This is a genomic window from Mesorhizobium sp. M7A.F.Ca.US.006.01.1.1 (assembly GCF_003997935.1).
Lineage (GTDB): Bacteria > Pseudomonadota > Alphaproteobacteria > Rhizobiales > Rhizobiaceae > Mesorhizobium.
Genome location: NZ_RZQL01000146.1, coordinates 1 through 18,361, shown reverse-complemented (window position 1 = coordinate 18,361; position 18,361 = coordinate 1). Strand labels below are relative to the sequence as shown.

Below are 18,361 nucleotides of genomic sequence, written 5' to 3'. Positions count from 1 at the left end.
CCATGGTACGACGCGCAGCATGGGCAGCAGCGCTTAAAAGGGCTTGGCTGACCCCATATTCGATGCATAGTGGGAGTCGTTTCCCAGTATGGAGATCGAAGACACTGGAGCAGGCTGTCAAAAAGCTGGACGCATCAATGTTTAAGAGCCGCGGGACAACAACACGTGACGTGAGATCCATGATGGCTCCGACGTCAAACAGGGGGTCACGCCCGCCAGCCCCTGAGTATTGCACTCCCATCATATCGCCCCAGGCGACCATATCGTCTTCCAGGACAAGCCCGACGCTTAAGCAAGCTGCCGGAACACGGATATCACGGAAGCCGGGCGTCAATGGCTCGCCGACGTAAACAAAACCGTCCTGGCCAACCCCTGCCCTAATGGCAGCTTGATCGTCATAAAAGAAGGCGCCGTTGCCGGGCGTGAGAATGACGTCTTTGATCTGCACTGAATTATACTCGAGTTTGGCCAAGCTATGAGCTGCGGCCGGATTTGCGCGCTCTGTCCTAAGTTATGCCCCGTTCGGAATCGGTTTTGCCAATATAAAGCCCCGAACGTGCCCATCTCGTTTTAAGATACGATAAAGTTGTTTTACGGGCGTCAGCGGGGACGGCACCGTCCGCCTCCCCTCTTGGTCGCGGTGCGCCGGATCGTCGCCCCTGCTTCCATAACAGAAGCTAGGCGATCAATCCGTCCGGCCAGCTCCCATCTCGGACCGCCACTTTCAACCATGGTTAGTATAAACCAAGCGATCAAGGATCAAGCAATCTTTTTGGCATGATTTTGGAAGACAGGATCAGCCGCTGATCGATCCGAGGAGCTGGCCTATAAGCTCCAGTCGAGGCCAGTGCCTTCATACCGGAGTTACTACAGCTGGCCAAGGCGCGGCTAATCTGTACCTCTAGTTATGCAGCGGCCGCGCAAGGATGGCTACCCCTTCATTGCGGTCGACATGCGCGCCCGATCCTATGGCTAGGACGATTGATGGCCCAGGCGCTCGGATGTCAATGGACGGAGCGGAAACAGAATCCATAGAGTGTAGGATACCTATAAGATCTCCCGACCTCACTTCATCCAACACAGAGCAGCGAGGTTCGAAGATACCCTGCGCGGGCGATTTCAACTCGTCTGATATCAGCGTCTCAAGGGTCTGACTGGACCTTTTGTTACGGAAAGACACGTCCTCGACTTTTCCTTCGACGAGTCCAAGCATAACGAGCGCGTTGCGAACTCCAGCTTCATAAATCGCTAGAGCTTCTGCGCTAACCGTACCACCGCCGAATTCCGCGCAAACGAATACCTTCCCTAGGCTATGTGCCCAACTGTCGAACATCCCAGCCGTGTCGTCATGTTGCCAGAGCAATGTTACGGGCAGCTTAAATGCCGCTGCCATTGCGAGCGTCTTAGCCATGAGATCCGCATCAGCAATTGGATGCGTGATGACCGCCGGGGGAAAATCCCACGTTGGGCCGAAGCTGTGCAGATCGAAAACGATGTCGGCATTTGGCAACAATACGCGTGAAACCGCATCCGCGATTCGTTCCGTAACAGACCCGTCGGCACGGCCCGGAAACACGCGGTTCAGATTCAAACCATCAAGCGGAGTATTGCGGCTCCATGCTTGAACTGCCAATGGATTAAGCACTGGCAGCACGATGATCCTACCACTGGTTTGCGCTTGTGGCAGCCACTCGATAAGCCGCCGCGCGACTAATGGCCCCTCCATTTCATTGCCATGATTCCCACCGGTGATAAGAAGGCGCGGTCCATCGCCCTTATTAAGACTAAAAACCGGAAGCGAGAACTCTTCATGGTCGGCGCCTCCCGGCACAACGAGGTGTCCTCTGCTCACGCCATGCGCATCGAGATCAAACGTAAGATGTGGTGCTTCGTTCATTGCTTAACCTATTGCGGGTGATCTGGCGACTTTGACCGGGCATATGGTCTTGTACACGGCTATTTTTTTCGCCTGGAACTATGCACACGCGGTCACCACTTCGCCAATATAATGTCCGAGACGGCACCATCGCGTTTTCAGATGACCAGGGCTCGCTCTGCTGACCTGTCCCTTGGTTCGTCACCTTGATCCCGGTGCACTAAGGGAGGAGGAAGGTCAAAGTCGCGGTGGGTAGCCGATTTCAGAAATCGCGCGATCAGCCGGTTGACGTTGGCTAGCTGTTCGTTGTTCAGACGGGCGAAGGATCTGTGCGATCCGGTCAGCGCCGTTGACCTCGAATTCCATCCTGGCGCGCAGCAAGAGGATCGGCAGGTCTGAGCTTGCTGGCGAGCAAGGCCGGCCGATCCCAGACATAGTCCGAATCCTTGATCCGCATGTGCCAGATGATAATTGCAAGAGCTTTACTGGTTTCCGTTTTGGACCAGGTGGCCATTTTATCCGCCCGTTGAAGCCCCGAACAGATGCTTGTCGCCAGTCCGTAGGAATAGGTCGGACGCATCATCAGGAAGTGGATCTGCCACGCCAGTTAGGCAGCGGCTTCCTGTAATGTTCGCTGCATGCTCGGTCGAGAACGCCACCAGACGGCATAGAGGACAAGCATCCAGATTAAAGGCAGAAGCATCAAAAGAGAAGCGACTGCAGCAATCGTCGGGTCGATTTGGTGGCGGATATTCTCCAGCATCTTCAAGGGCAACGTCCGCACCGACAGACCGCCGACCAAAGACGTTATGACCGCTTCATCGAATGACTGGAGGAATGCGAACATGGCGCCGCCGATCACTCCCGGCCTGATTAACGGCAGTGTTACGCGAAAAAACGTTTGCAGTGGTCCGGCACGCATACTCTTGGCCGCCTGCTCTAACGTCCGATCGAAGTTGGCCAACGTCGCAGAAACGATCACCACCACAATTCCAACAGCGCCGATACTGTGAGCGAGGGCGATACCACCCTTTGTGCCGATTAGACCAATCTGGATGAGACCCAGATAAGTCGCGATACCGACCACGATAACTGGAAAGGTGATAGGCGTGATTATGATCATTGTCAGCACGCCGCGAAGTCTTGCGCTTATTCGGCTCAATCCGAAAGCAGCAAGTGTTCCCAATAGAGTAGAAATAACAGCTACCTCGACACCAATCTCGACGCTGGTCCAAGCTGCTCCGCTCCAAGATGCATCGCCGAAAAACGAGCGATACCATTGAAGCGACAGGCCCGAAGGCGGAAATTGCAAAAATGCCCCGGAACTGAACGACATGATGACAACGATTATCCCTGGGAATAAAAGAAAGGCCATCACCAAAACGATAAAAACGATCGCGACGACTTTAGGCCATCGCCTTTCCGCCCCAGGCACGTAGCGCCGTCCCGTCCACCGTTTGACACGATAGGGACGCAGAATTTCGCTGAAGTTTCGTTTGATAACAAGAACAATGGGTAGTCGGGACATCGAGCCCTTCGGAGCTCGAGTTTGGCTTTGCTCTTGTTTGCCGGAGAGGTCAAGCCCGACCATGGAAAGCACCACAATGGCAAACCCGAGAAGGATGAAGGACGCAGCGGCAATGCGCGGAATATCGAACGAGCTATTCACCTCGGCCGCAATGAAGGTTGAAAGCATGGCATCGCGCAATCCCCCAAGTGCCGCCGGCGTGATATAGAATCCTAGGCAGAACACAAAAACTAGGAGCGAGCCACTCCGTGCGCCTGGAATGCTAAGGGGGAGAAATACACGCCTGAAAGCGGTGAAAGGTCCCGCTCCCATACTGCGTGCAGCAGCCATCAAGGACCGATCGATCCCCATCATCGCACTAACCAAGGGAAGTATCATCATCGGCAGCATGATGTGGACCATGCCAATATAGACCGCGGTTCGGTTATAGATGAGTTGCAGAGGTCGATCGATCAATCCGACGTCCAGCAAGATGTTGTTGATGACCCCGCGATCCCCAAGAATAACAATCCATGCGTAGGTACGCGCCAGCCCACTGGTCAAATAGGGGATGATCACGAGAGCGATGAGCGTCATGCGCAGAGTCTTGGATGCCGTGACGATCAGATACGCGGTTGGATAGCCTACGATTAAGCAGATGGCAGTTGCGACCAGACTTATTTCTATCGTTTGAAAGAGCACCCGCACATTAGCTGGCTGGGCGAAAAACGCTCCGTAGTATTGGAACGAGAAATCGGGGGCATTGACACTGCTTAGGAAAAGCAAGGTTATAGGGGCACCGAAAACCACAAGCAAAAGCGCGAACGCGGGCGCGGTTAACCCAAGTGGCACCTTGGCCATTCTGCGCAAAAGCTTCATGGATATCCCTTATCAATCGCTTATGGCGAAACGAAGCGAATGTCTGACCGCAGCCACGTGAGGCAAACCTCCTCGCCTGGCTGGAAAACAGGTTGGTCTGCCGCGACATGTTCCCGGACGATGAGAACATTGTTGCCAACGCGAACATGGTATTTTCGCAGAGGGCCGGCAAAAATCATATCGTCGACCGCACCGGCAACATATTGCCGCTGGTCCGTTTGAGCCCACTCCGCAGTCTTCGGAAGTACACTGATGCGCTCTGGCCTTATCATCGCAACGGTGCCGATTTGCGGCGCGTTGCCCCCTCTGGCCAGCAACAAGGCATCCTCGAGAATGTTCGCCTCACCCAGAAATTTAGCGACAAAGCACGATGATGGCCGATCATAGAGGGCCTCTGGTGTATCGATTTGCTCGACACGTCCTGCGCGCATTACAACAATCCGGTCTGACAGAGTAAGCGCCTCCTCCTGGTCATGCGTAACGCACACCGTCGTGATACCGAACTCCTTGTGCAAGCTCTTCATCTCGATCTGCATCTGCTCACGCAGGTTACGGTCGAGTGCGCCAAGCGGTTCATCAAGTAATAGGAAGGGTGGATCGGCAATCAGCGCGCGGGCTAGCGCCACGCGCTGCTGCTGACCGCCACTCAATTGGGATGGCATGCGACCGCCGAATTCCCCTAGATGCACGCGCTCAAGCATACGGGCTACCCGAACCTTCCTCTGATCGGGAGCCATGCCCCGCATTTCGAGAGGGAATTCCAGGTTTCGAGCCACTGTGAGATGCGGGAACAGCGCATAGCTCTGGAACACAATTCCTTGATCGCGCCGGTAGGACGGGACCGAAGCCACTGAATGGCCGGCGATCATAATATCACCCGAACTCGGGGCCTCAAAGCCGGCCAAGAGCATCAGGGTAGTGGTCTTACCCGAGCCGCTCGGGCCGAGAATCGTCAAGAACTCGCCGCGACGCACGGTCAGCGACAGATCCCTGACCGCCGGAACACTCCCGTACATCTTGGTAACACTGCTGAACTGAATTTGTGGCACCGATTGGTTCACATCTGCAGCGTCAACTTCCGAACGGGGGGCGGTATTCATTGCGTGCATGTTCACTGTGGCTCCTCCACCATCGCTGGCGTGCATTAGCAGGCATTTGCCGTACCTTCTGCCGTCGTACCCGATGCCGTGAGCGGAGAGGCTAGTGGGCTACCCCGCTCCCCGTCACATTTTCAGCATCAGTTTCGACTTTAGCCCGGTATGGAGTTACCCCGACCGGACTTTCGCACTTCAACCAACCCTACTGCAGGATCCACTCATTCCACCGCTGGATAAGCATCTCAGTGTTGGAAACACCGCTGGGGCCTACCTCATTGTACCATTTGCCGTTGATGGAAACGCTGCTCTTGATGTAATCTGGGTGGGTAGGGAGCTTGCGCGCAACTTTCTCGGGAAGAAGTTTGAACGCATTGCCGTTGCTTGGTCCCTCAGGAAACAATTGGCAAAATGCTGCCTGACGTTCCGCGCGAGTGGCGAATTCGATAAACTTCTGCGCAGCCTTCGCGTTGGGTGAACCCTTTGGAATGACCCAATAATCCCACTGCAGCTTCGCCTGGTTTCGATTGATCTCCGTCGCGGCGCCCTGATCGATCAACAGTAGAGCTCTTCCGTCATACGATTGAGCGATGTCAACGACCTTATCATGCAACATCTGTTGAATCTCTGATCCGCTGCTCCACCACTTACGGATGTGCGGCTTTATTTTGTCCAAACTGGCAAACACCCGGTCGATATCCATCGGGTAGAGCTTATCGGGAGATACACCGTCCGCTAACAGGGCCTCTTCCCAGGGTCCTTCTGAACCAAACTGGCCGGACACCAAGGTGCGAACGCCGGGAAACTTATCAGCATCCCAGAATTCAGCCCAGTTTGTCGGCCGGGGTTTATCAGCTGGGAATACGTCTGTGCTATATACCATATTATATGAGTAAATCAAATTTGCCACGCCAAACGGTTGCTTGGCAAATTCATAAATTCCGTCTAGCTCTTCTTTCCTGAACAAGGAGTAATCAATTTCTTCAAGAATTCCTTTCTTAGCTGCGACCAAGCCGGACCCTTGCGTAAGCGCCCCGACATCTACCGTGACATTGCCCGATTTTACCATCAACTCGACCTGTCCCATACCCATGTCGTCGGTGATTGGGTTGACCTTGATACCGGTCTCAGCTTCAAATGGCTTAGCGTAAGCCTCAATGTTAGCCTTTCCCCAATCGCCGCCGCCTAGCACTACGTTGATCTGGTTGGGTGTTTGGGCCGCAACGCGGCCCGCAATTGAAGACAGAGCGCCAGCCGCCATGGCGGTCGATGTCGCCTGCAGCAATCGTCGGCGATTTATTTCGTATTTCATGTCGTTACCCTCTTCTTGTGATCTCAGCCTTGATTAGCCAAGGTTGTTTTGCTTGGACAATGTCATGGTGCTAGAGCAGCCTCGGCCAAGTTGACCCAGTATCCAATGCCGTATGGCAGTGCTTCATCGTTAAAGTCGTAGGTTGGATTATGGAGAGCAGCAGTCGATCCATTTCCAAGCAGTATACATGCCCCCGGCCGCGCCTCTAGCATGTACGCGAAGTCCTCTGACCCCAAACTAGGTTTGACTTTGGGGTTCACCGATGAATGGCCGACCAGAGCACGCGCCACCTCTGTTGCCCGACGCGTTTGATCGGGATGATTGACAGTGAGGGGCTCCAGGCGGCGATGCTGAAACTCGACCTTCGCCCCGGAAGCGCGTGCAATATTTTCCGCGCACGCCTCAATCTGTTTTTCAGCGAAGTCGCGCAAAATCGGTGACAGTGTCCTGACTGTTCCGGCAATCTCCGCGCGTTCGGGAATGATGTTGTAAGCTTGTCCGGCGTTCAGCTTTGTGACGGAGATCACCAGGGACTCGGTGGGGTCCGTGTTGCGTGAGACTAGTGTCTGCAAGCCTAAAATGATCTGAGCTGCAACAACGACGGGGTCAATTGTCAGATGGGGAGCGGCCGCGTGACCCCCTCTGCCTTTGACCACAATATCGAACTCGTCGAGCGCGGCAAAAATCGAACCTTCGCAAATGCCGAACGCACCAACCTCCATGCCTGGCCAATTGTGCATGCCAAAGACCTGAGATATCCCGAAACGGTCCATGATCCCCTCCTGGACCATTCTTTGGCCGCCGCGGCCATCTTCCTCGGCAGGTTGGAAGATCAGGGCAACGGACCCTTTGAAGTTCCGGGTCGCGGCGAGGTATTTCGCGGCGCCAAGGAGCATTGCAGTATGCCCGTCGTGACCACACGCGTGCATCTGTCCGGACCTTTTCGACGTCCAAGGTTTGCCTGAAGCTTCGAGTATAGGCAGAGCGTCCATGTCGGCCCGCAACCCGATAGTGGGCCCATCTCCGAGTTGACCTTGGATCAACGCAACCACGCCGTTTTCAGCTATCCTGCACTCGATGTGGTTAATCCCGAAGGAAGCCAGCTTTTCCGCCACAAATGCCGCTGTGTCATTCACCCGATAGTCAAGCTCCGGATTCTCGTGCAGGTACCGGCGCCAAGTCATCGCTTCGATCTCGATCTCCTTGAACCTGTCAACGCCAACCATAGGCACGTTCCCGCATTTGAGTAATTTGGATCAGGCGCCGGTGCGTAATTAATGATCGATGCCACCGGTGTTTTCGTCAAATGCAGTTTGGATATCGTAACCATCTAGAACCGAGATAGCCCCGCGTTCAGGCCTCGGTGTTGGCGCCGGCGACTGCGACCCGATAACAAGCCGTTTGCCCTCAAATGGATAAGCTTCGGCCTTAGAGGACCAGCTGCGAAGTGCTGGCAATCATAAACTCTGGCTCTGCTGGCAACGGCCAATGGCAAAGGTCTGAGTAGGAAGAGCTGTCACCATCGCGACACTCCTCCCCCTCCCACGACCTACTTTCCAGGACTGCATGCGCTTTGCCACTCAATCCGCAAACCGCAGACCCTAGGCGGCGTGGACAAATTCGATGTTAGCAGGGTCGCTTTCCTGCGATCGGGTTGTTAGCATTGGGAATGACACTGGAAGAAGAGAGCGAACGAGCTACGTCGATGCTGATTGGCAAGGTTGTTCGCCGTGTCATGCGCCACCGCGATGGAGAGGTGGTGATCGAGTTTGAGGATGGCAGCCGATTTTTCGCGGATAGCGACAGCCCTCTCGAACTGTCCATCACCTTGGCGGAATAGTATATCCGCCTTACGGAATTTCGGACGTCGATGCGATTGACGTAGCCCAAGAGGATTGATTCAAGGCTGCTTTTTGGAGGCAGGTTTGAGCAGGGGCGATCTCACCGAAGCAGAATGGCGTGTTCTCAAGGGCTTGCTGCCCATCGACCCTGACAAACGCGGCCGAGGTAGACCTCCCAAGCAGAATCGTTCGATCATCAACGGCATTCTCTGGCGGCTCCGCTGCGGCGCTCCATGGCGGGATGTCCCGCCCAAATACGGCAGTTGGAACACCATCTATCGTCGGTTCCGACGCTGGAGCGAGGCCGGGGTCTGGGAGACCGTGGCGGTAATGCTCGCCGAGGTCATGGCGGACAGCGGCCACTACAGCATCGACAGCACCACAGTTCGCGCCCATGTCTCGGCAGCGGGCGGAAAAGGGGGACTCGTGCACCGGACGCCTTCCTTGCGGACAAGGGCTACGATGCCGATACCATTCGCGCCGATCTCGCCGAGCGGAAGATTAAACCCGTCATACCCGGCCGATCAAACCGCCGCGTGAAGATCGAGTATGACCGGGCGCTCTACAAGCAGCGGAACCGAATCGAGCGCATGTTCGGCCACCTCAAAATCAACCGGGCCATTGCCACCCGCTACGATCAATTGGCCAATAGCTTCCTCGGAATGGTCTACCTAGCCACCGCCAGATACTGGCTCAAATTTGTCCACGCCGCCTAGCATCACGCCCGATAAAGTGTTGGCGGGATTTCGCTCAGGAGTTCCGCGCCGCGCTCTGTCACGAGCACGTGTGCGCCGGCACCAAATAGGTAGCCACTTTCGCTGCACAAAATGTTTGGCATGTGCAGGGTCATGCCAGCTCGGAGTGGTTCATTTACATCGGGCTCCAGGCTTAGGTCGCCGCGCTCAGTCCAATTGATGCCAGTTTGGTATCCTGTTCGTTGGCGGAAGACGCCCTTGCGTCCAGATCGCTTCAACACCTCGCCCCCAGCAGCGTGAACGTCCGCCGGCGTAGCACCTGGTCGAATCGAGGAGACAAGGGCCGCAATGACCTCTTCAGCCAAGCCGTGCAAAGATTCGGTTTCGGGATGTTTGCCAAGGACTGCGCATCGAACCATTCCCACTGTATACCCGTGTTTCGAAGCCCCTATCTCCAGAAAGGCAGGTTCGTTGTTGCTGAGAGGATGATGGGTCGCTGGCGCATGGGGCAACTTCACTCGCTCTCCAAACAAAATGGTACCCGGCGCAAGCCCGATATCCCCAGCGGCGTTGCTGGGGTCGTTTGTTACCGCCGCAGCTAGGGCCGCTGCCATTTCGATCTCCGTAATGCCGGGACGAAGCGATTGCTGAAAGGTTCGAATTGCCACGTCAGTGAGTCGAACAGCATCGCGCATACACGCCAACTCAAGTTCTCCTTTCACTGCTGACACTGACGAGACCAGTCGGGTGACGTCAGTAATCTTCAGATCCGGGAGCTGGTCTTGGACTGCGCGCACGTCGGCGGGCGCGAGATTCCAGCAGCCAAGCTCGAAACCGACTCGCTTATTGTCCAGTCCGAGTCGACGCAATACATCGGCGCAGACCCTGCCAAAATCAGGCTGATGTGTATAGGTTTCAATTTCCTCGATGCAGCTATATGAACGTACTGCCTGCTCGTCATATTCTCGGACAACAAATATCGGGACCCGACCCGGCATCAGAATAAGAGGGAAAGGCGCGAAATATCCACCGCTCCCATCGTAGCCGCTGAGATACTTCAAGTGGCCGTGCGCCGTTACTACGATTGCGTCCAAGCCTGCCGTAGCAACCGCATCCAGCACATTGTTTTGCCGGCGCTCATACTCTGATATCGGAAACGGTACACCAGTCAGAGGAATTGCGGAGCGTGTCGTCGCCATATCTCACCTCAATCAGTGTGTCGTGGTTTGGTTGCGCAAAACGCGCGATCGCGTCCATGTTCGAAATTGAACAAAAGCTTCGCCGGCTCATGCGGGGTGACAATCCCCTTTCCTGGCGGCTAGCGTCAAATGCTGTTTTTATATCGGCTGCATCTCGCAGCGAGATGCGCATAGTGCCTTCATCGGCCGCTCAATGCAGGCAACGCTGGTCTCCGACAGCTTTGTTCTCGCCAGAGGATCGCCGACAAAGGCGCCGAGTTGCTCGGCAAGCTCGTCAGCCTCGGCCAGAAGAACCATGCTGACGACCTTGAGCTTGGCAGCGAGTCGGCGCGCCTTCGCATTCTTGCCGGCGAAGCCGCCGACGCCGGGGGAACTGTGCCGGCGCCACGCAACAGCATGTTTGCACTGATGTAAGGCCGCTGCGACACCAGCGACGGCTCTCCGCCGCCACCTCCGCATCTCGCTACCAGATGACACTAATACAAAGACTGCATTTGGCGCATCCGACGTGTAAGAGGATCGTGTCGCGCGAAGTGGTTAAGCTTGGCGGAACCGAATCGGTCGGAGCAATGAGCAAAGCGGCGGGCGCAGATGCGGATGTAGTTTCGCCGAAGACGTTTGCGCCGCTCAGGAATACGACATTTCGCTCAATCTGGTTTAGCCTCTCAAGTCTCTTCCCTTGGCTGGCTGATGCAGACCGTTGCTATCAGCTGGCTAATGGCAACGGTTCCGACCTCCGATCTGATGGTTGCGCTCGAGCAGGCTTCGTCTAACCTGCCCGCTTTCATTTTGTCCATTTTCGCTAGGGGTTCTCGCCGACAACTTCAGCCGTCGAAGAGTCATGTTCGCCGGCCGATGCCTAATGGTAATAGCATCCGCGATGCTACGGCTTCAGTGGTGCTGGGCTTTATCGCCCCGTGGATGATCTTCGGCTTCAGCTTCTTGATCGCAAGTGGTGCCGCGCTCAACGATACCGCCTGGCAGGCTTCTGTTGGCGATATTGTGGACCGACGCGAAGTTCCCGCTGCCGTCACCCTCCTCTCCATTGGCTTCAACACTGCACGGACCGTGGGACCGGCGCTCGCGGCATCATGATTGCGTCGTTCGGACTTATGACGGCTTTCGCTATGTTTACACTCACCTATATGATCCCTTTGGTCACCATATGGCGATGCAAATGGAAGGTTCGCTCCTCACTTCTCCCACGTGAGTCAATGAGGACGGCCATCTATGACAGGCTGCGCTTCACAGCGATGTCATCGGAAATCAAGACGGCGATCGCCCGCGGAACCTTCTTTGGCCTGTCGGGCATCGCCATACTCGCACTGCTGCCATTGGTTGTCCGCGATCAGCTGGGCGAAGGACCGCTCGCCTATGGCACCATCATCGCCGGCTTCGGCACAGGCGCCGTCATGGCTGGCGTCGCCAACAGCCTATTAAGACGGAGCTTGTCAGAAGAGCAACTAATGACGCTGGCATGCGTCGCCTGTGCGGCGTGCTCCCTTTTTCTGGCACTGCCTCTTCCATTGCGAGCGGCGTCCTGTTTCCCCTTCGCGAGGGTCGCGAGGCCGAGCCCGACCCTTTGGAGGAATTCGACGCGCCGGCAGTCGCCCTCAGTCTCAAGCCGAGAAGCGGCCCCATCGTGGTCAAAGTCGAGTACCTCATACTCGTGGAAAATCTAGAAGAATTCCTCGCCATGCGCGGGTGCCGGCATGTACAGAGTCGCGTTGGTGCTCGGCACTGGACTCTCCAGCGCAACCTTCAGGAGCCTGTGCTATGGACGGAGACATTCCGTACGCCGACCTGGACCGACTACCTTCGCCTGAATCATCGCCTTACCGAGGCCGACAAGGAACTGGACGAGAGAATCATCCTCCTCCACAAAGGAAAGCATTCTCCACGAATAACATTGTCAATCGAGCGCCCCACGAGTGCTCCACGCAAGCCTGAGTCATCAACGCCTTTTTTCCCCCGCCATTCAACGAAACGGCCAGCGTGCCACCGCAGGCTGAATGAAGATACATAAGAAGGCACGTCAACTGCTAACCACATCGGGCGGGCAACAAGCATCGCCGCCTTCGGGTATATGACAGACAGAATGTAGCGGACTTGAAAAATGAAAGGCGCTCACCCACCGCCAACATTTCTCGGCTGGTTCCCGGCATTCAAGGTCCTGCGGCTATACGCGAAGGCGGCAAGCCGCGTTGAAGTCGTCGATATTCAGTCGCATCGAAGGACAATGACGTGTTGCCCTGATGCCACTCTCTGCGAGGTTAGCTTGTTTCTCGGATGAGGAGACAGACAATGGTCTGCCCCCTGAAAGGTCCTCCCTGAGGTATGTGTCCATTCTTGAACTCGGCTCGACAATGATAGCGAACCCTGTTGACCGTCGCACTGTCAGTCTCGAATCAAGTGCTCTCCTACAGCAGATGCGATTATCGCCAATGCGTACTGGTAGCGCCCGAAGCGCGCGTTATCGGCAGCCGCCGAGGGCCGTGATGCGGCCGCGATCGAGCCTTGTAGTAACAGACGCGCTCTCCGGTGGTCGGGCCAGCACCTTACCCCTCTTCCCTATGGCCCCAAGGCAGAGCAATTGCCAATGCGGGACATCCCGCTTCTAAGTCTCCTGCAACATTATTGGAGGCCGCGACGGCCCTGCTCGTGACGATCAGGGGTGGTCGCCGCACACCAGCGGGATCATTGCCCCACAAGCGCATCCAGATTCCGGCCGGGCGTTCCGCTGTCAATATCAAAGTCGGCCGGCGGGCGCTAAAGTGTCGATCCTCACCTTGCCGCCAGGTGAGTTCGACCGATATGTTCCTGCTACAATGGTAAGCGGCCTATACTGTCGCATCCTCAACAGTCAGCGGGAGACAGGACGACCCTATGTTCGAGCTCCCTCCGTATGGACTCCTCTGAATATAACAAGGGCTTGTATTCGCCCCGTTGCCAATCGTGATTGAGGTCACGATAATGACTTGAGATCGGAACACCCGACTGACCTGGATTGTTAATAAAGAGACTGTCATCCCATGACCCAACGTCCATGATTATCCGCACTGACGGTCCTTCTGAAACAGAGAATTGGCCGCTTCGGTAACTCGAAAAATTGAGCGTTGAGCTACTTCCGCCGAGGGCTATGGCGCCCAACGACCATTGTTCAGACGTCAGTGCCTGCAGAGGGTGGCGCAAATCAAGCTTATGTATACTGCCCCATGCCCATGAGGCAGAATCGTCGCCAAATCGACATATGCATTCACTCCAGGCAGAAGTTAGGGATTCCATTATGGAATGCTTCAACTTTTCACTAGGCTCTGCCTGTTCGAGCCAAGAGGCTATGGCCGAAGGCTGTAAAGGCACGAGCAGTGCCAACACTTCATCGTCAGCGCTTTCTAAGCGAGCTACTGTCGGGCCAAGGTGTTTGCTAAGCCAAATCTCAAAGAACGCGGCGGCTGGCGAACTCGCATCCAAATGCCGGTCCCAGTTAGAAAATAAGTGCAACGCAGGCATGTTTGCAACCGAACCGAGAAGAGTGTCTAGTTTCGCAAGAATACGAACTGCTATCGGCGAATACACCGAACATTGCAGCGACATGCAGTCCCGCAACGAGATCTTCTCTGATCGTGAGAGAGTTGTATGAAGGGTATCATGTCTGCTGCTGTCAGACCACTCGTAGCCAAAAGCAGGATGCGATCTACTCCATTCCTCCGGAACATTCATTGCGTTGGCAGTGGCGACAAAACCTTTGGCGGGGTTCATCTCGAACGGCCCATCGTCCGGTGACAAATACCCTTCCCATTCGAACCGACCGTCTCCTGGAACCGGAAGCAGGCCGTCCCAATTTCTTCGGACCGGAGCCGCACCTGACGGTTTCCACGCAATTACATTCGACGTGTCCGCATAGATGTGATTAACTGAAGGACAACCCCAGTTTGCTAGACTGGAGGTGTATTCTGAAAATGTCTTAGAGCGCATTACGGCCAAGCTGGCCATGTAAGGTGCCATGCCGGGATCCATCCATACGGTTCTCAGTGCGAAGGCGCGGTCTTTTTCAGCATTTTGGTTTAAAATGGGTCCATGGCGTGTGAACTGAAGCTTTACCTCCTGGTCGGTGTGGGCGCGAACTGGAATTTTCTCGTGTATAGTCTTCACCTGCTCCCAGGCCCCTTTATATAAGTATTTATTTCCCTCACTCTTGGTTTCGTAAACATAAATATCTTCTTGGTCAGCGCCGAAAATAGTCAGACCAAAGGCGGCTGTCCCGTTGTGACCCATGGAGATTCCTGGGATCATAGGCTCTCCAGCGCCAATTACATCGAGCCCGGGCATACTCAGGTGTACAAGATACCTGATGGACGGAAGGACGTGCTTGCGATGCGGGTCTAGAGCAAGGATTGGTCGCTCCGTTGTGGTTTTTGTTGCGGATATGGCCCAGTTGTTTGAGCCCTCTTGGAACACCGTCTGCATGATCTCATCACTCGGTGTTACGCGGGTCCAACGGTCAGCTTCCTGAAGACTTGCTGCAAGTCTTTCCCTCGAGAATGAGACGGGACAGATTGCCAAGCGAAAATCCTGCAGTACTCGATCTGTCATAAAGGCGAGGTCAAGGCCCTCCGCTGGTCGTGGCGCTATCGGAGGTGACAATTCTTGTCTCAACCTGTCGAGGCGGGTACCTCGTTCCACACCTGCCAATGCCATCACCCTGCAGCGCAGAAGCTCCGAAATCGCATTTCGGGTTAGTGAGTGCGTTCGCACGCGAACGACGTCTTCGGGTTTCCAATAGTCGGGAGTGTGACCGAGGAGGCCAAACTCGGGTGGCAAGGCAATCAAACCGTCATGGCAACTGTCTACGTAGGAATTGATCCCCTCGGCAAACGCTGAGCATATCTCTTCGGAATCCGGGCCGTACGCCTGCCATTCTGCACTCATGGCTCCGCGAAATAAAAAGAGACGCGCCGCCCGATCCTGCTCCAAATATCCGGGGCCAAAGTCTCGTGACAGGAGACCGAGACCTCGTTTGCGCGCAATATCAATTTGCCAGAGGCGGTCTCGAGCTGCATTCCAACCCTGCGCGAAAAATAGGTCGTGCAAGTTCTGAGCCTTGATATGAGGAACCCCCCATTTATCAATGTCGATCGTGACCTCACTCTTAAGCTTGTCGGAGCTGTGGCGGTCGAAGGTTATGTTCTTTAACATGTGTTGATCCGTTTGGTTCACCCAAAGATGGTCGGGAATCTGCCAGAGGACGACGTCTGCAGATTGTGGTCGGTTGCGGGCAGAGGGTTGAGGCCGCACTCTTGCAACCTGATCATGTGTGGCGAGCCAATCCTCAGCGCGCCTGGACGCGAACTGGCACGGTGGGCTGCGCACAAGCTCAGCGGGATCCTACTCTCGCGCTTCCGGGAACGAGGCGCTTGCCGAGAACGCTCTGATGTATGTCAGCCAATACGTACGAATACAATATCCGCACATGTTGTCTCGCTGGCCTGAGGCAACGCATTCGATACACAGTAACTCGGTCGAACGGCCTCGTTGAAGGATGGCTCCCTCAATGCGACAAGATCTGGCTGAGAAACAATTTCGTTCTTTCGTGCTGCGGGTTTCTGAAGAAGTCGTGCGGTGTACCCTCTTCGACGATCTCACCTCGATCCATGAAGATTACTCGATCGGCCACGGCGCGCGCAAAGCCCATCTCGTGGGTGACGCATACCATGGTCATGCCGTCGCGTGCGAGTCCGGTCACAGTCTCGAGCACTTCAGCGACCATCTCTGGATCGAGCGAGGAGGTCGGCTCATCGAAGAGCATGACTGCAGGCTCCATACAGAGGGACCGGGCAATTGCGACGCGCTGCTGCTGTCCCCCGGAGAGCTGAGCCGGATATTTGTTCGCCTGTTCGGGAATGCGCACGCGCTCTAGGAATTTAAGCGCGATCTTTCTAGCCTCACCCTCTGGAACGCCCTTTATCCACATCGGCGCCGCCATACAGTTCATCAGCACGGTCATGTGCGGGAAAAGATTAAAGTGCTGAAAAACCATGCCGACGCTTTTGCGAACTTCAGCTACGTTGCGCATTTTGTTATGTAACCTAATCCCAGTGACGGTAATCTCGCCATCCTGGTGCGCTTCGAGCCGATTGACGCAACGGATCAGCGTCGACTTTCCCGAGCCTGAGGGCCCACAGATGACGATACGTTCGCCCTTGCGGACGGTTAGGTTGATGTCAGTTAGTGCTCTGAAGGCACCATACCATTTGGATACATTCTTAGCTTCGATGACTTCGTCGCTCAATATTGCATCTCTCTTGTTCATTGGCGCATCTGTAAGTGCCTTGAAAATGGCCGAACCAACTTAGACGTCTTTTTTAGCTTGACCAATGAATTCACGATCATCGCTTCTTACTTCTGGCAAAATGGTCCTCGATCCGGGATTGGACCAGTTCCAGGCAGGCGGATAAAATCCAATAAATCATTGCCGCTGTTACTAGCATCTCCATAGTATGGAAGGTTGGCTGGCCGAGTGAGTGAGCTAGATACGTCAGCTCCCAAACGCCAAGAACCGAAACGAGAGAGCTGTCTTTGAGCATTGAGATGAACGTGTTTCCCATCGGGGGAATGATAACCGGAAGCGCTTGCGGCAGAATGATTCTGCGCATTGTGAGCGCAAAGCCGAAACCTAATGACCGGGATGCCTCCCACTGGCCGCGATCGATGCTGGCTATGCCCGAACGGAAGATCTCCGTCATGTAGGCACCACTGCATAGCGAAAGCGCCAACACGCCTGCAGGCACGGCATTAATAACGTAACCTACCTGGGGCAAGCCCATGTAGATCAGATAAACCTGCATGAGAAGCGGCAGACCCCGGAAGCATGAAGTGTAGAAGCTGACTATCGCGTAAGCCATGCCGTTGCTTGACAGTTTCGCAATCGCGCCGATTATTGCGATAGCCGACGCAAATAGCAGTGACATCGCTGATACGTAAACTGTAGTAACTACCCCCTGCGTAATTAGAAATGGCAGGTTTGCCCAAATAAATGGCATGCTTAAGTCAAATGCCGCGAAGAGCGAAAGGAACAGTAGCACCAACTCAAACCATACGATCCCGATTTGGATTTTGAGCGGGACAAAACCAATCAGCACGAGGTTGAGGCAGAACATTGCGGCAATTACAAAAGCGATCGCAATGCGACTGTAAAACTTCACTTGTGCGTGATCGCCAATCACGGGCCGTAGGAGTTCGCCCATCGTGGTGCCCGCTACGTTGAAGATAAGAAAAACCGCGAGCACAATTGCAAATATGCAGCCGATAAACCATGGCTTGTGGACGAGCACCTCAGATTCAACTGTATCGTGGTAAAGCATAAGCATTTTCTTCCTAAGAAGAGGCGCCCCCGGGAAGGGGACGCCCACGATTGTGTCATGTTATTTATCGACGCTGAAATCCCCCCCGAACCACTTGACCGAGAGTTTAGCAAGAGTGCCGTCATCCTTCATCTTCTTGACCGCGGCAGCGACCTTGTCGATAAACTCCTTATCGCCACGCTCGATTGTGACAGCGCCCGGGGCGTAGAATAAGGGATCGCCAATAACCTTCAATGGATAGCCAGATTTGATTGCCGCAGCCGCCGTCGTTCCTTCAGTAATGACGCCATCGAGACGAACACCATCGCCGAGGCGCAGGTCGTCAAGCGTAAGAGAGTTAGCACTTGGATAAGCCTTCACTTGGCCCGCTGTAAATTGATATTGTATTGGCTTAGCGCCGATCCATGCCGGTGTGAGCTTGTGATTGGCATACAAATCGCCAAGAGTTCCCGCTCGGACGCCGACGATCTTGCCCTCCAGGTCGGAAGGCTTCGTCGCTTTGCTATCCTTGTGAACGACAGCGACTTCGCCTTCGTAGAAGTACATGGCCGGGAAGGCGAATTTTTTGGCGCGATCGTTGGTCGGCGTCATTTGACC

At 55.1% G+C, this 18,361-nt stretch carries 13 protein-coding genes and 3 pseudogenes; 4 read left to right on the top strand and 12 right to left on the bottom strand.

Features of this window, described 5'->3' with window-relative positions; genetic code table 11:
- The 7 genes and pseudogenes from EN943_RS23450 to EN943_RS23425 form a co-directional block, all read right to left on the bottom strand.
- Positions 1-448: pseudogene (locus tag EN943_RS23450) on the bottom strand (methylaspartate ammonia-lyase); the annotation flags it as partial.
- Positions 449-901: 453 nt separating this feature from the next.
- Complete coding sequence (locus tag EN943_RS23445) at positions 902-1,897, bottom strand: succinylglutamate desuccinylase/aspartoacylase family protein (RefSeq protein WP_063169313.1); 996 nt, start codon at positions 1,895-1,897, stop codon at positions 902-904.
- A gap of 319 nt (positions 1,898-2,216) precedes the next feature.
- A complete protein-coding gene (locus tag EN943_RS37725; RefSeq protein WP_127273917.1) occupies positions 2,217-2,459 on the bottom strand; it encodes a hypothetical protein in 243 nt (80 codons plus the stop codon).
- A 24-nt stretch (positions 2,460-2,483) separates the two neighbouring features.
- Positions 2,484-4,262 (bottom strand): ABC transporter permease subunit, encoded by a 1,779-nt coding sequence (locus EN943_RS23440; RefSeq protein WP_063169314.1) that lies wholly within the window; start codon positions 4,260-4,262, stop codon positions 2,484-2,486.
- A 20-nt stretch (positions 4,263-4,282) separates the two neighbouring features.
- Positions 4,283-5,371: an ABC transporter ATP-binding protein gene (locus EN943_RS23435; protein ID WP_224570037.1), complete on the bottom strand. Its 1,089-nt coding sequence runs from the start codon at positions 5,369-5,371 to the stop codon at positions 4,283-4,285.
- Between the two features lie 190 nt (positions 5,372-5,561).
- Positions 5,562-6,668: an ABC transporter substrate-binding protein gene (locus tag EN943_RS23430; protein WP_063169315.1), complete on the bottom strand. Its 1,107-nt coding sequence runs from the start codon at positions 6,666-6,668 to the stop codon at positions 5,562-5,564.
- A 62-nt stretch (positions 6,669-6,730) separates the two neighbouring features.
- Positions 6,731-7,894 carry a M20 aminoacylase family protein gene (locus EN943_RS23425; RefSeq protein WP_127414816.1) on the bottom strand — a complete coding sequence of 388 codons (1,164 nt, stop codon included), beginning with the start codon at positions 7,892-7,894 and terminating at the stop codon, positions 6,731-6,733.
- A 443-nt stretch (positions 7,895-8,337) separates the two neighbouring features.
- On the opposite strand from EN943_RS23425, the gene EN943_RS37720 reads away from it, so the two are divergent.
- Positions 8,338-8,508: a hypothetical protein gene (locus EN943_RS37720; RefSeq protein ID WP_164548526.1), complete on the top strand. Its 171-nt coding sequence runs from the start codon at positions 8,338-8,340 to the stop codon at positions 8,506-8,508.
- An 85-nt stretch (positions 8,509-8,593) separates the two neighbouring features.
- Positions 8,594-9,225: pseudogene (locus EN943_RS23420) on the top strand (IS5 family transposase).
- 2 nt (positions 9,226-9,227) lie between these two features.
- Here the strand turns inward: EN943_RS23420 and EN943_RS23415 are convergent.
- On the bottom strand, positions 9,228-10,403 hold the full coding sequence (locus EN943_RS23415) for a Xaa-Pro peptidase family protein (RefSeq protein WP_063169317.1): 1,176 nt from the start codon (positions 10,401-10,403) through the stop codon (positions 9,228-9,230).
- A 258-nt stretch (positions 10,404-10,661) separates the two neighbouring features.
- Here EN943_RS23415 and EN943_RS37715 point away from each other — a divergent pair, with 258 nt between their 5' ends.
- Both EN943_RS37715 and EN943_RS23405 read left to right on the top strand, forming a co-directional pair.
- Positions 10,662-10,817, top strand: a complete 156-nt coding sequence (locus EN943_RS37715; protein ID WP_164548527.1) for a hypothetical protein — start codon at positions 10,662-10,664, stop codon at positions 10,815-10,817.
- Positions 10,818-10,972: 155 nt separating this feature from the next.
- Positions 10,973-12,429, top strand: a pseudogene (locus tag EN943_RS23405) (MFS transporter).
- A gap of 830 nt (positions 12,430-13,259) precedes the next feature.
- Here EN943_RS23405 and EN943_RS23400 read toward each other — a convergent pair.
- From EN943_RS23400 to EN943_RS23385, 4 genes are all read right to left on the bottom strand, one after another.
- Positions 13,260-15,599, bottom strand: coding sequence for a penicillin acylase family protein (locus tag EN943_RS23400; protein ID WP_063170375.1), 2,340 nt, complete (start codon positions 15,597-15,599; stop codon positions 13,260-13,262).
- A 352-nt stretch (positions 15,600-15,951) separates the two neighbouring features.
- Complete coding sequence (locus tag EN943_RS23395; RefSeq protein WP_135921822.1) at positions 15,952-16,695, bottom strand: amino acid ABC transporter ATP-binding protein; 744 nt, start codon at positions 16,693-16,695, stop codon at positions 15,952-15,954.
- A gap of 94 nt (positions 16,696-16,789) precedes the next feature.
- Positions 16,790-17,764 (bottom strand): amino acid ABC transporter permease, encoded by a 975-nt coding sequence (locus tag EN943_RS23390; RefSeq protein ID WP_063170377.1) that lies wholly within the window; start codon positions 17,762-17,764, stop codon positions 16,790-16,792.
- Positions 17,765-17,824: 60 nt separating this feature from the next.
- Positions 17,825-18,361, bottom strand: a 537-nt coding sequence (locus tag EN943_RS23385; RefSeq protein ID WP_127414815.1) for a transporter substrate-binding domain-containing protein, incomplete at its 5' end; no start/stop codon positions are given.